The sequence below is a fragment of the Brevundimonas sp. CEF1 genome, assembly GCF_051353055.1.
In the GTDB taxonomy this organism is placed as follows: Bacteria; Pseudomonadota; Alphaproteobacteria; order Caulobacterales; family Caulobacteraceae; genus Brevundimonas.
In genome coordinates this window covers 1,822,970-1,835,186 of record NZ_CP195593.1, presented here as the reverse complement: position 1 = coordinate 1,835,186, position 12,217 = coordinate 1,822,970, and the positions used below count along the sequence as shown (strand labels likewise).

13 protein-coding genes are annotated in these 12,217 nt (G+C 66.6%); 7 read left to right on the top strand and 6 right to left on the bottom strand.

The window, feature by feature from the left end; all coding sequences use genetic code 11:
* Positions 1–2: 2 nt before the first annotated feature.
* The 5 genes from ACR9FL_RS09475 to ACR9FL_RS09455 are packed head-to-tail and all read left to right on the top strand — an operon-like array spanning position 3 to position 3,285.
* On the top strand, positions 3–401 hold the full coding sequence (locus ACR9FL_RS09475; protein ID WP_400547073.1) for an SUF system Fe-S cluster assembly protein: 399 nt from the start codon (positions 3–5) through the stop codon (positions 399–401).
* Between the two features lie 10 nt (positions 402–411).
* Positions 412–810: a HesB/IscA family protein gene (locus ACR9FL_RS09470; protein ID WP_296174131.1), complete on the top strand. Its 399-nt coding sequence runs from the start codon at positions 412–414 to the stop codon at positions 808–810.
* Between the two features lies 1 nt (position 811).
* Positions 812–1,801 carry a methionine ABC transporter ATP-binding protein gene (locus ACR9FL_RS09465; RefSeq protein WP_296174133.1) on the top strand — a complete coding sequence of 330 codons (990 nt, stop codon included), beginning with the start codon at positions 812–814 and terminating at the stop codon, positions 1,799–1,801.
* Positions 1,801–2,457, top strand: coding sequence for a methionine ABC transporter permease (locus tag ACR9FL_RS09460; protein WP_296174138.1), 657 nt, complete (start codon positions 1,801–1,803; stop codon positions 2,455–2,457). Before ACR9FL_RS09465 ends, ACR9FL_RS09460 begins: the two co-directional genes overlap by 1 nt.
* Before the next feature lie 18 nt (positions 2,458–2,475).
* On the top strand, positions 2,476–3,285 hold the full coding sequence (locus ACR9FL_RS09455) for a MetQ/NlpA family ABC transporter substrate-binding protein (RefSeq protein WP_436355434.1): 810 nt from the start codon (positions 2,476–2,478) through the stop codon (positions 3,283–3,285).
* Here the strand turns inward: ACR9FL_RS09455 and ACR9FL_RS09450 are convergent.
* The 3 genes from ACR9FL_RS09450 to ACR9FL_RS09440 all read right to left on the bottom strand — a co-directional run bounded on the left by ACR9FL_RS09450 (position 3,282) and on the right by ACR9FL_RS09440 (position 6,832).
* Positions 3,282–4,061, bottom strand: a complete 780-nt coding sequence (locus ACR9FL_RS09450) for a lysophospholipid acyltransferase family protein (RefSeq protein ID WP_436355433.1) — start codon at positions 4,059–4,061, stop codon at positions 3,282–3,284. The genes ACR9FL_RS09455 and ACR9FL_RS09450 overlap by 4 nt on opposite strands.
* A gap of 58 nt (positions 4,062–4,119) precedes the next feature.
* The gene (locus ACR9FL_RS09445) at positions 4,120–5,178 is read right to left on the bottom strand and encodes a GGDEF domain-containing protein (RefSeq protein ID WP_296174147.1); all 1,059 of its coding nucleotides are present in this window, start codon (positions 5,176–5,178) and stop codon (positions 4,120–4,122) included.
* Positions 5,179–5,269: 91 nt separating this feature from the next.
* Positions 5,270–6,832: a DEAD/DEAH box helicase gene (locus ACR9FL_RS09440; protein ID WP_436355432.1), complete on the bottom strand. Its 1,563-nt coding sequence runs from the start codon at positions 6,830–6,832 to the stop codon at positions 5,270–5,272.
* 285 nt (positions 6,833–7,117) lie between these two features.
* Between ACR9FL_RS09440 and ACR9FL_RS09435 the strand changes: the two genes are divergently transcribed.
* Positions 7,118–7,405 carry a hypothetical protein gene (locus ACR9FL_RS09435; RefSeq protein WP_296174151.1) on the top strand — a complete coding sequence of 96 codons (288 nt, stop codon included), beginning with the start codon at positions 7,118–7,120 and terminating at the stop codon, positions 7,403–7,405.
* A 58-nt stretch (positions 7,406–7,463) separates the two neighbouring features.
* Here ACR9FL_RS09435 and topA read toward each other — a convergent pair whose 3' ends face one another.
* On the bottom strand, positions 7,464–10,124 hold the full coding sequence (topA, locus tag ACR9FL_RS09430) for a type I DNA topoisomerase (RefSeq protein ID WP_436355431.1): 2,661 nt from the start codon (positions 10,122–10,124) through the stop codon (positions 7,464–7,466).
* A 154-nt stretch (positions 10,125–10,278) separates the two neighbouring features.
* Between topA and ACR9FL_RS09425 the strand changes: the two genes are divergently transcribed.
* The gene (locus tag ACR9FL_RS09425; RefSeq protein ID WP_436355430.1) at positions 10,279–10,491 is read left to right on the top strand and encodes a hypothetical protein; all 213 of its coding nucleotides are present in this window, start codon (positions 10,279–10,281) and stop codon (positions 10,489–10,491) included.
* Here the strand turns inward: ACR9FL_RS09425 and dprA are convergent, their stop codons facing one another.
* Complete coding sequence (gene dprA / locus ACR9FL_RS09420; RefSeq protein ID WP_436355429.1) at positions 10,492–11,577, bottom strand: DNA-processing protein DprA; 1,086 nt, start codon at positions 11,575–11,577, stop codon at positions 10,492–10,494.
* On the bottom strand, positions 11,574–12,209 hold the full coding sequence (plsY, locus tag ACR9FL_RS09415; protein ID WP_436355428.1) for a glycerol-3-phosphate 1-O-acyltransferase PlsY: 636 nt from the start codon (positions 12,207–12,209) through the stop codon (positions 11,574–11,576). Before plsY ends, dprA begins: the two co-directional genes overlap by 4 nt.
* Between the last annotated feature and the right edge of the window lie 8 nt (positions 12,210–12,217).

Sequence of the window (12,217 nt, the reverse complement as noted above, 5' to 3'; positions counted from 1 at the left end):
GTATGGACGCCAAGACCGAAACCGCCATCAGCGACAGCGACGCCTTCGCCGCCAGCTGGGACGAGCCGCAGAAAAGCGCCCTGTCGCAGGCCGAGCTGGACAAGCTGACCGACGACCTGATCGAGGCGCTGAAGACGGTGTACGACCCGGAAATCCCGGTCGACATCTATGAGCTGGGCCTGATCTACAAGGTGGACGTGTCCGACGACCGCGACGTCCTGGTCGAGATGACGCTGACGGCGCCGGGCTGCCCCGTGGCCGGCGAGATGCCGGGCTGGGTCGAGGCTGCGGTGATGAAGGTCGAGGGCGTGAAGTCCGCGCGGGCCAACCTGGTGTTCGACCCGCCGTGGGACTCCTCCAAGATGAGCGACGAGGCCAAGCTGGCCCTGAACATGTTCTGAGGACGTAGCGATGACCGAGCTTCAGACCGCCGCCCGACCCCGCCGCCCCCGGCCCAAGGCCGTGACCCTGACCGACGCCGCCGCCGAGCGCGTGCGCGAGATCATGGCCAATGCGGAAAAGGACTACGTCGGCCTGCGGGTGGGCGTGAAGAACGGCGGTTGCGCCGGGCAGGAATACACCTTCGCCTATGCCGAGCAGATCGAGCCGCTGGACGAGGTAGTCGAGGACAAGGGCGTCACCATCTTGATTGAGCCCAAGGCCGTGCTGTTCCTGATCGGCTCCGAGATCGACTATGAGACGACCAAGCTGGCGTCCAAGTTCGTCTTCCGCAATCCGAACGAGACCGACGCCTGCGGCTGCGGCGAGAGCGTGACCATCATCCCCGCCGCCGCCCTGGACGCCGACTGACATGATCCGACTGGAGGGGGTGACCCGGCGCTATCGCAGCGCGGCGGGCGAGCGCACCGCGCTGGACGCCGTTGACCTGACCATCGGGCGCGGCGAGGTGTTCGGCGTGGTCGGGCGTTCGGGCGCCGGCAAGTCGACCCTGATCCGCGCCATCAACCGGCTGGAGACGCCCGACGCGGGTCGTATCTTTGTCGATGATCAAGAGATCACGGCGCTGAAGCCCGCCGAACTGCGCGCCGCGCGGCGTCGGATCGGCATGATCTTCCAGCACTTCAACCTGCTGAACGCCAAGACCATCGAGGACAACGTCGCCTTTCCTCTGCGGTTGGAAGGCCGTCCCGAGGCCGAGGTCAAGGCGCGGACGGCGGAACTGCTGGCCCAGCTGGGGCTGGCGGAACACGCGAAAAAGCATCCGGCCCAGCTATCGGGCGGCCAAAAGCAGCGCGTCGGCATCGCCCGCGCCCTGGCCTGCGGTCCCAGCGTCCTTCTGTGCGACGAGGCCACCAGCGCGCTGGACCCGGAGACGACCGAGGACATCCTGACCTTGCTGGACGGGCTGAACCGCGATCTGGGCCTGACCATCGTCCTGATCACCCACCAGATGGAGGTGGTGCGCCGCGTCTGCGATCGGGTGGCGGTGCTGAAGGACGGTCGGATCGTGGAGCAGGGCGCGACGGCCGACGTCTTCCTGCACCCGCAACACGCCGTGACGCGCGCCATGCTGGCCGAGGGCGAGGAGGCGTTCGACGCCTCGGTCGTGCCGGCCGGCGCGCGGCTGGCCAAGCTGACCTTCCGCGGTTCTTCGACCTATGAACCCGAACTGAGCCGCGTCGCGCGCTCGGTCGGCGTGGACTATTCCATCCTTTCGGGGCGGATCAGCCGCATCCGGGGCGAGCCCTATGGCCAGCTGGTCGTGGCCTTCACCGGCGGCGACGCCGAGGCGGCCATGTCGCAACTGACGGCGCGCGGCGTGACGGTAGAGGCAGCCTGATGTTCGAGAACGTTGATTGGGCCGAGATCGGCCGGGCCACCATCGACACGATGCTGATGCTGGGCGGGTCGTTGGTGCTGACCGTTATTCTGGGCGTGCCGCTGGGCGTGCTGCTCTACCTGTCGGGCAAGGGGCGATTGGCGGCCAATCCGGTGCTGAACGCCGTGCTGTCGCTGATCGTCAACGTGCTGCGCTCTGTGCCCTTCATCATCCTGTTGATCGTCATGCTGCCGGTGACGGTGCTGCTGGTCGGCACCTCGCTGGGTGTGGCCGGGGCCATTCCGCCGTTGGTCGTGGGAGCTGCGCCCTTCTATGCGCGTCTGGTCGAGACAGCGCTGCGCGAAGTGGACAAGGGCGTGGTCGAGGCGACCCAGGCCATGGGCGGTTCGACCTTGCAGATCGTGACGCGGGCCCTGCTGCCCGAGGCCATGCCCGGCATCATCGCCGGGGCCACGGTCACGGCCATCGCCCTGGTCAGCTACACCGCCATGGCGGGCGTGGTTGGGGCGGGCGGTCTGGGTGACCTGGCCATCCGCTTCGGTTATCAGCGGTTCCAGACCGACGTCATGGCCGTGACCGTAGTTCTGCTGCTGATCCTTGTACAAATTCTGCAGATGATCGGCGACCGTCTGGTCGCTAAGGTCTCGCACCGCTGATTTCCTGAGAGCCCGCCCATGATCCGCCGTTCGCTGCTGCTGTCCGCTGTCGCTGTCCTGACGCTCGCCGCCTGCGGCCAGGGCGCGGACAAGAAGGCGGGAGGCGAGGGCGCGCCCCTGCTGGTCGGCGCCACCGCCGTGCCTCACGCCGAGATTCTGGAGGTGGTGAAACCTATCCTGGCCGCCGAGGGCGTGCCGATCGAGATCAAGGTCTTCAACGACTACGTTCAGCCGAACGTGCAACTGTCTGAAAAGCGGCTGGACGTGAACTATTTCCAGACCAAACCCTATCTGGACGAGTTCAACATCGCGCGCGGCGCCGATCTGGTGACGGTCGTCGGCGTCCACGTCGAGCCGTTGGGTATCTATTCCAAGAAGCACACAGCCCTGGCGGCGATCCCGAACGGGGCCCAGGTGGTGCTGCCGAATGATGCGTCCAATACCGGGCGCTCACTGCTGCTGCTGCAAGGTGCGGGCCTGATCACCCTGCGCGATCCGACCAATCCGCTGCAGACGGTGCGTGACATCGCGACCAATCCCAAGGGGCTGAAGTTCCAGGAGGTCGAGGCCGCCACGATTCCGCGTATCCTGCCCCAGGTCGATGCGGCGGTGATCAACACCAACTATGCCCTGGACGCCGGGCTGAAGCCCAAGACCGACGCCCTGTCGCTGGAGGGCGCCGACAGCCCCTATGTCAACTATCTGGTGGCGCGTCCGGACAACCAGAACGACCCGCGTGTTCAGGCCCTGGCCACGGCCCTGCGAAGCCAGGCGGTCAAGGATTTCATCGCCAAGAAGTACGACGGCGCGGTGATCCCGGCGGCCTAAGCCGCCGCTGTCGCCGCGAGCGCGACCTCGCTCGGCGTCGGCACCTGCACGGCGTGCGAGATCGGCTGACCGGTGGCCTCGGCGATCAGTTCAGCCGTCTTGCCTTCGATGGCGGCTTCCAGCCGGGCCAGGAACTCGTCCTTGGGCAGACCGGTCGGGATGGGTTCGAGGAATTCCAGCGTGGCCGTCCCCGGCGTCTTGCGCGAGGCTTCCTGCGGCCAGAACAGGCCCAGATTGGTGGCCAACGGCACGACCGGCATGTCGAAGTCGCGGTACATGTGCCAGACGCCCGAGCGGTAGCGGAACTTCTCGCCCACCTTGGCCAGATGGCCTTCGGGGTAGATCAGGATCTTGCGGCCCTCGCGATGGGCGTCGGCGGCGCGCTCCTTGAGCGCGGCGCGGGCGGTGTGACCGCCGCAGCTGTTGACGACGATGGCGCCGAGCTTCCTCAGCACAGTGCCGAGCAGGGGAAACTTCTCCAGGTGGTCGCCGGTGACGAAGGCCAGATCGTCGAACTGGTCATAGGTGGCGAAGCCGTCGCCCCAGCTCTGGTGCTTGGAGGCGACGATGAAACCGCCTTGCGGCAGGCGCTCCTTGCCGCGCACCCGCAGCCGGATGCCGGCGAACAAGGCCATGGCCTGCACCATGCGGCGCACATATCGACGGATGACCCATGTGGTGGCGCGCCGGCCAGGCGTCAGTGCGGCGAAGGCCGCCACCAGGCAATAGGCGATGGACAGAACCCAGTAGGCGACGTTGAAAGCGAAGCTTCTCATCTCGCCGTTATGACACGGCGTGGGGGCGATTCAGCAAGGGCTTTAGCGTCGGAGCCTTTCAGGCGGCGGCTTGGGTCATCAACTCAGCGTTGGTGACGCAGTTGCGGCCTCCGCGTTTGGAAGCGTAGAGGGCCTCGTCGGCGCGTTCCAGCACCCCGAGAGCGGTTTCACCAGGGCGACGCTCAGCGAAGCCGACCGAGATGGTCACGGCGCCCAGATCGTCATTGGTGGAGCGCCGACGCAGCGAGCGCGAACCGATTTCTTCTCGGATGGCGTTCAGGGCGGCCTCGACCGTGCCCGGCGTCTCGCCAGGGAAGATGACAGCAAACTCTTCGCCGCCGTAACGGGCGGCGACGCGCGGCGCACGTGAGATTCGACCCAGGACGCTGGCGACGTAACGCAGCACCTGATCGCCGGTCTGGTGGCCCCAAGTGTCGTTGAAGCGCTTGAAATGATCGATATCGACGATGGCCAGGGTCAGGGGCTTGCCCTCGACCTCGGCCTCTTCGCAAAGGCGAGCGATCTGCTCGTCAAAGGTCTTGCGGTTGGCCAGGTTGGTCAGGGCGTCCGTCATGGCGTCGCGGCGCACCTGTTCCAGATGTTCGCGCAGGCGGACGACTTCCCGGTTCGAAGACTCCAGGCGTTTTTCCAGGGCCGAGGTGTGGCGCTGGACCTTGCGGGTGGCGGTGGACAGGGTGCTGACGATTTCCGTCAGGTCCGTAGGGCGCTCGGTGTCCTGCATCTTCGCCGAAGCGTGGCTCAGCGTCTCGCCATAGGCGGTCTGCGTCTTGCGCGCGTTGTCGATAGCCTCGGCCACGGCGGCGAGTTCGCGGTTCAGAACAGCGCCGACGTCGCGGATTTCCTCGGACAGGCGGCCGCGCGGCAGGAATTCAGCCGCCAGCATTTCCGCCGTCGCGTCGGTGAAGGGGGCGTCGCCGGCCAGAAGTCGTTGGAGCTCACGGCCCAGCGGACCTTCGGGATCGCTGACATAGTGCAGCCACAGCTCGAAATTCAGCGGCGTCGGCCAGACAGAGGCCTGTTGCATGGCGTCCACGATGCGGTGCGCCAATGCATAAGCCTCCGGCCCCCGAAGGGCGGTTTCGACCTGCGCCGTCATTCTGATTCTCGCGCCCCTATTTCTTAGTGGGCGGACCCTAGAACATTGATCCGTAATGACCGGTTAAGCCGCAGGTCGAAGCGGACTGATCCTAGTCGTGGAAGACGACCGGACGGCGCAGGAAGGCCGGAATATCGTCGCCGAAACCGCCGTTGGCGGCGCGCAGCGGCAGATCCTTCTGCTGGTCGGTCGTCTTGGCTTCGCGCGGCGGATTGCGGTCGCGACGCGCGGGGGCGGCCTTGGTCTGAGCGGCGACGGTTTCGACGGCGGCTTCAGGCGCAGCAGCGATGACGGCGTTGCTTTCGACGGCGGATTCCGACTTGGTGGAGCGACGGCTGCGCGAACGGCGCGGGGCCTCTTCGCGGGCTTCCTCGACCTTTTCAACTCGGGGAAGCGGAGCCGTGATCGGCTCCATAGAGGCGACGTTGTCGCTCTTGGGGATCGGACGGGGGCGATCGCTGCGGCTACGGCCACGGCCCTTCGAATCGTCGGAGCGGGGGCGGTCCTTGATGGAGGCGAAGTCGATGCCCTCCAGCGTCAGTTCCTCGGGCGCCATCTTGATCAGCTTCAGCACCTTATCCAGCGACTTGTCGTCGGACGGGGTGACGATCATGTAGGCCTCGCCCTTGCGGCCCGCGCGGCCGGTGCGGCCGATGCGGTGCACATAGTCGTCGGCGTGGTGCGAGACGTCATAGTTGAAGACGTGGCTGACGTCGGGGATGTCCAGACCGCGTGCGGCCACATCCGAGGCGACCAGAATCTTCAGGTCGCCGGCGCGGAAGTCGGCCAGGGTCTTCATCCGCAGCGACTGATCCAGATCGCCGTGGATCGGCGCGGCGTCGAAGCCGTGCGTCTTGAGCGACTTGGCGACGATATCGACTTCAGACTTGCGGTTGCAGAAGACGATGCCGTTCTTGACTTCAGAACGTTCGATCAGGGCGCGCAGGGCTGTGCGCTTGGCCTTGGGATCGCTGGTCGGAATGCGGACCAGATACTGGGTGATGGTGTCAGCGGTCATGGCCGGACGCGAGGCCTCGATCCGGGTCGGATCCTTGAGGAACTGCGTGGTCAGGCGCGTGATCTCGGGCGGCATGGTCGCCGAGAAGAACAGGGTCTGGCGCTTGGGCGGCGTCAGCTTGAAGATACGCTCGATGTCGGGGATGAAGCCCATGTCGAGCATGCGGTCGGCTTCGTCGATGACCATCATCTCGACGCCGGTCAGCAGGATCTTGCCGCGTTCGAACAGGTCCAGCAGACGGCCGGGCGTGGCGATCAGGACGTCGACGCCCTTGTTCAGCAGGGCCACCTGGTCGCCCATGGACACGCCGCCGATCAGCAGGGCCCAGCTCAGCTTAGTGCCCTTGGCGTATTTGGCGAAGTTCTCGGCCACCTGATCGGCCAGTTCACGGGTCGGGGCCAGGACCAGGGCGCGCGGCATGCGGGCGCGGGCGCGGCCCGAACCCAGGCGGTCGATCATGGGCAGGGTGAAGGCGGCGGTCTTGCCGGTGCCGGTCTGGGCGATGCCCAGGACGTCGCGGCCGGCCAGGGCCACCGGGATGGCGGAGGCCTGAATGGGGGTGGCTTCGGTGTAGCCCGTATCGGCGACCGCTTGCAGGGTCGTGGCCGAGAGGCCCAGCTTGGTGAATTCTGTCATGTAACCTTGAGGACGGAGGAAACGTCGTAACGTCTTCAGCTTACGGAACCGCCCCTCGTGGGCGAGTGGGCGGCGCGCATCGCCAGTCCTATCCCGAGCCTGCGGCGGTATATGGAAACCCCTACGCCTCAGTCAAGTATTTCCGTTCGGGAACCAGGCGGTTGGCAAAGCCTTACAGGTCTGTAATGTCGCCTTGGGGAAGGGAAGGGTTGTCGTATGCGTATGAAAACGCTTGCGTTCGCCTTGGCGGCCTGTTGCGCGACCGCGCAGCCGGCTCGGGCGGAAATGGAAAACGCCTTCGGCAATACGGTGATCTCCCACTATCCGGACGGAGCGTGGGTCAAGCACTGGTTTGACCGGGACGGCAGCTATCGCGCCGCATTTTCGGACGGACGCCGGTTGACCGCGCGCTGGGCCATCGAAGGCGAACGGGTCTGCCTGAACGGCATCAGGCCCCGTATGCTGCTGTCGCGGTTCTGCACGACCCTGGTCGAGGCGAATATCGGTCAGACCTGGCCGGGGCGAGACCCCCTGGGGCGTCGGGTTCGCAATGAATTGGTGGCCGGACGCTAGCGCCTGGATGGCAAGGTCGGCTCCCGATCCGAAGGACGAACCGGGAGCCGTCTAGGCTCTATTCGGCGTCAGCCGTCTTCTTGGGCGCAGCCTTCTTGGCCGCCGGTTTCTTGGCGGCGGGCTTTTTCGCGGCCGCGGGTTTTTTCTCGGCAGCAGTCTTGGCCGTCGCCTTTTTCGCCGCAGGCTTCTTGGCGGAGGCCGCCTTCTTCTTCGGCGCCGCGCCGGCCTTGGCGGCCAGCAGGGGCAGGGCGGCTTCCAGCGTCAGGTCCTCGGGCGTCACGCCCTTGGGCAGGGTGGCGTTGACCTTGCCCCATTTGACGTAGGGACCGAAACGACCAGCCATAACCTGAACGGGCGCCTCGTCGTCCGGGTGAGCGCCCAGTTCCTTGAGCGGGGCCGTAGCCGAACCGCGACCGGGGCGACCGGCGCGCTTTTCAGCCAGCAGAGCGACGGCGCGGTTGATGCCGACCTCGAACACCTCGTCGATGTCCGAGACATTGGCGTAGGTGCCGGCGTGCAGGACGAAGGGACCGTAGCGGCCAAGGCCCGCCGTGATCATCTTGCCGTCCTCGGGGTGAACCCCGACCTCGCGCGGCAGGGCCAACAGGCGCAGGGCCTGGTCCAGAGTGAGGGACGCCGGGCTCCAGCCCTTGGGCAGGGACGAGCGCTTGGGCTTCTCTTCGCCCGGCGGCGTGGTTTCGACATAGGGGCCGAAACGACCGATCTTCAACTGCACCGGCTGGCCGGTCGCCGGATCGACGCCCAGTTCGCGGTCGCCACCGTCCGCGCCGCCTTCGGCGCCGTCAGGCGAGGCCACGGGGCGGGTGTATTTGCAGTCGGGATAGCGCGAGCAGCCGATGAAGGCGCCGAAGCGGCTGGTCTTCAGGCTGAGCTGGCCCTGATGGCACAGGGGACATTCGCGCGGGTCCGAGCCGTCGCCCTTGTCCGGGAAGATGTGGGCGCCCAGGGCGTCGTTCAGGTGATCCAGGATGGCCGTGGTGCGTAGTTCGCCAGCAGCCTGGGTCGCGGCGTGGAAGTCGGTCCAGAAGCTGCGCAGCAGCGCCTTCCAGTCAAGATCGCCGGCCGAGACCTCGTCCAGCTGGGTCTCCAGCGCGGCGGTGAAGTCATACTCGACCCAGCGGGTGAAGAACTGCTCCAGGAAGGCCGTGACCAGCCGTCCCTTGTCCTCGGGATAGAAGCGGTTCTTGTCCATGCGGACGTATTCGCGGTCGCGCAGGGTCGTCAGGATGGAGGCGTAGGTCGAGGGGCGGCCGATGCCGAGCTCTTCCAGCTTCTTGACCAGGGTGGCTTCCGAGAAGCGCGGCGGCGGCTCGGTGAAGTGCTGGTCGGTGCGGACGGCCTCGACCTTGGCCTTGGCGCCTTCCTTCAGCGCGGGCAGGCGGCCGCCGTCGTCCTCGTCGTCCTCGGACCCCTTCTGCTTCTCGTCGCGGCCTTCTTCATAGGCTGCGATGAAGCCGTCGAAGGCGACGACCTGGCCGGTGGCGCGCAAGCCGGTCTGGCCGTCCGGGGTCTCGATCTCGACCGTGGTGCGGTCCAGACGCGCGCTCTCCATCTGCGAGGCGACCATGCGCTTCCAGATCAGTTCGTAGAGGCGCTGCAGGTCGCCTTCGAGGCGCAGGCTGTCAGGGTGGCGCGCGATGTTGGTCGGGCGGATGGCTTCGTGCGCTTCCTGAGCGTTCTTGGCCTTGGTCTTGTAGTAGCGCGGCTCGGCCGGGACATAGGCGGGGCCGAAGCGCTCGGCGATGACCTCACGCGCCTGGGCGATGCCCTCGGGGCTGACGAACAGGCCGTCGGTACGCATGTAGGTGATCAGGCCGCCGGTGTCGTCGACGCCCTCATACAGCTTCTGCGCCGCCTGCATGGTGCGCTGGGCGGTGAAGCCCAGCTTGCGCGAGGCTTCCTGCTGCAGGGTCGAGGTGGTGAAGGGCGGGGCCGGCGAACGCTTGGCCGGCTTCTTCTCGACGGACTTGATGGTGAAGTCGCCGGCCTTGATGGCGTCGCGCGCGGCGAAGGCCATTTCCTCAGTCGGGATGTCCAGACGCTGGATGCGCTTGCCGGCGTGCTTTACCAGACGGGTGGTGTAGGGCGGGCTGTCGGCGACCAGGTCGGCCTCGACCGACCAGTATTCCTGAGCCTTGAACTTCTCGATCTCCATCTCGCGATCGACGACGATGCGCAGGGCGACCGACTGCACCCGGCCCGCCGAACGGGCGCCGGGCAGCTTGCGCCACAGGACGGGCGACAGGTTGAAGCCCACCAGATAGTCCAGCGCGCGGCGGGCCAGATAGGCCTCGACCAGCTCCATATCCAGCTGACGCGGATTGGCCATGGCATCCAGCACGGCGGCCTTGGTGATGGCGTTGAAGGTGACGCGCTGGACCTCGGTGTCCTTCAGCGCCTTCTTCTTGTTCAGAACTTCCAGAACGTGCCAGCTGATCGCCTCTCCCTCACGGTCGGGGTCGGTCGCGAGGATGACGCGGTCGGCGCGCTTGGCGGCCTCGGCGATCTCGGAGAGGCGCTTGGACGCCTTGGCGTCAACCTCCCACTGCATGGCGAAATCTTCGTCAGGCAGGACCGAGCCGTCCTTGGACGGCAGGTCGCGGATATGGCCGTAGGAGGCCAGAACCTCATAGTCCGAACCCAGGTATTTATTGATGGTCTTGGCCTTGGCGGGGCTCTCGACGATGACGAGATTCATGGCGCTCTATTCGGGAAATCGGGGCGCGAACGTGGTTGGCGTCGAAGGGGAAGTCAATCGCGTCATTTGAGCTGTGCGCCTTAAGAGTGTTTATCGTATTGCGATTCTACCCCTGATTGTGTCTTACTCGCATTCATGTCAGGAGGGTTTGAGCGTGGCTGAAGCAACAGGACGACACGAACTTCGATCAAGCGGGCAATCTAGGCGGCCTTCTTCGCCAGACCTGACCGACTATCCCGTCCGGGAGTATGTCGCGGCGATGGCTGTGGAACTGGCGAGCATGGCGCGCTGGGACGGCGATGAGAAACTGGCTTTCGCCCTCGAGGCGGCGGCCGATATGGCCAGAAGGGAAACGCCCTCGGACTGATCAGATTGACGCTAGTCCGCCGGCCAATAGCGTCGCGCGACCGGATAGGTTGAGTTCAAGCAGGGCGGCGGCCACCACCCCGATCGGCAGATCGAGCGCTCTGGCCAATTCGTCGCGCGGTATGGGCGTGGGGGAGAGTAGGGCGGCGACCTGTTCGATCAGAGCCTCGTCCAGGTCGTCGGGCGCACCGAGGAAGGGCGAATCGCTCGGCGGTTCACGAAGGGTCCGCAGAGTGCTGAAGGCGCGCTCAACGTCTTCCACTCCCTCGCACAGAATGGCGCCCTGACGCAGCAGTTCGTTGGGGCCTTTCGAGCGCGGATCCAGCGGCGAGCCCGGCACGGCGAAGACGTCGCGGCCCTGTTCATTGGCCAGTCGGGCGGTGATCAGGGAGCCCGAACGAATTTCCGCCTCGACCACGATCACCCCGCGCGACAGGCCCGAGATAATGCGGTTGCGACGCGGGAAGTCGCGGGCCTGGGCGCGGGCGCCGACGGGGCTTTCCGAGACAATGCAGCCTGCCTCGACGATCTGGCGATAGAGGTCGGCGTTCTCGGATGGATAGATGTCGTCCACGCCGCCGCCGAGGACCGCGACCGTGCCGGTCGGCAGGGCGCCGAGGTGGGCCGCCGCGTCGATGCCGCGCGCCAGGCCGGAAACGACGACATGACCGGTTTGGCCCAACTGTTGTGACAAACCACGCGCGATGCGCTGGCCGCCCGCCGAGGCGATGCGGGCGCCGACCACGCCCACAGAAGGGCGCGACAGCAGGCTGGCGTCGCCGCGCGTCCACAGCAGAGGCGGGGGCGGATCGACGACGGCCAGCATGTCAGGATAGTCCGCGTCGCCCAGCAGGATCAGTCGCGCGCCGACGCGCTCGCCCGCAGCCAGTTCGGCCTCGACGCGATCGACGGAGGGTAAGGCGTAACCGTCACGGCCGCTGCGGCGCACCAGTTCAGGCAGGGCCTCGACCGCGCGAACAGCCGAGCCGAAGCGTTGCAGCAACTGGGAAAAGGCCACGGGACCGACGCGGTCGGTGCGGGCCAGCCGAAGCCGGGCGAAACGCTCGGCGTCGGACAGGGGGGTCAAGTCTTCTTGGCCCCGATCTTGGGCTCGGCGCCCTTCAGCAGCCGGGCGATGTTCTCGTGGTGGCGGATATAGATGAGCACGGCGGTGAAGATCGCCAGGATCAGGATCGACGCGGGGGCGGGCAGGCCAAGCGCCGGCAGGGGCAGCAGGGCGTAGAGCGGGGTCAGCGCCGCCGCGACCAGGGCCGCCAGCGAGGAATAGCGCAGGGCGAAGGCCACGATCAGCCAGGTCGCCGCCGCCAGCAGGCCCAGCGGCCAACAGGCAGCCAGGATCAGGCCGAAGAATGTTGCAACCCCCTTGCCGCCCTTGAATCCCAACCAGACCGGGAAAAGGTGGCCCATGAAGGCTGCGCCGCCCGCGATGGCGCCGGCGGTTTCGCCGAACAGATGCCGCGCGATCAGCAGGGCGATGGCGCCCTTGCCCGCGTCGAGGATCAGGGTGGCGATGGCCAGGTCTTTGCGGCCCGTGCGCAGGACATTGGTCGCGCCGATATTGCCCGATCCGATATTGCGCACGTCTCCGGCCCCCGCGGCGCGGGTCAGCACCACCCCGAACGGGATCGAACCAAGCAGGTAACCGCCAATCGCGACAAGCCCGAGCGTCAGAAGCGCCGGTGCGGCCAGATCCTGCAAGTGATTCG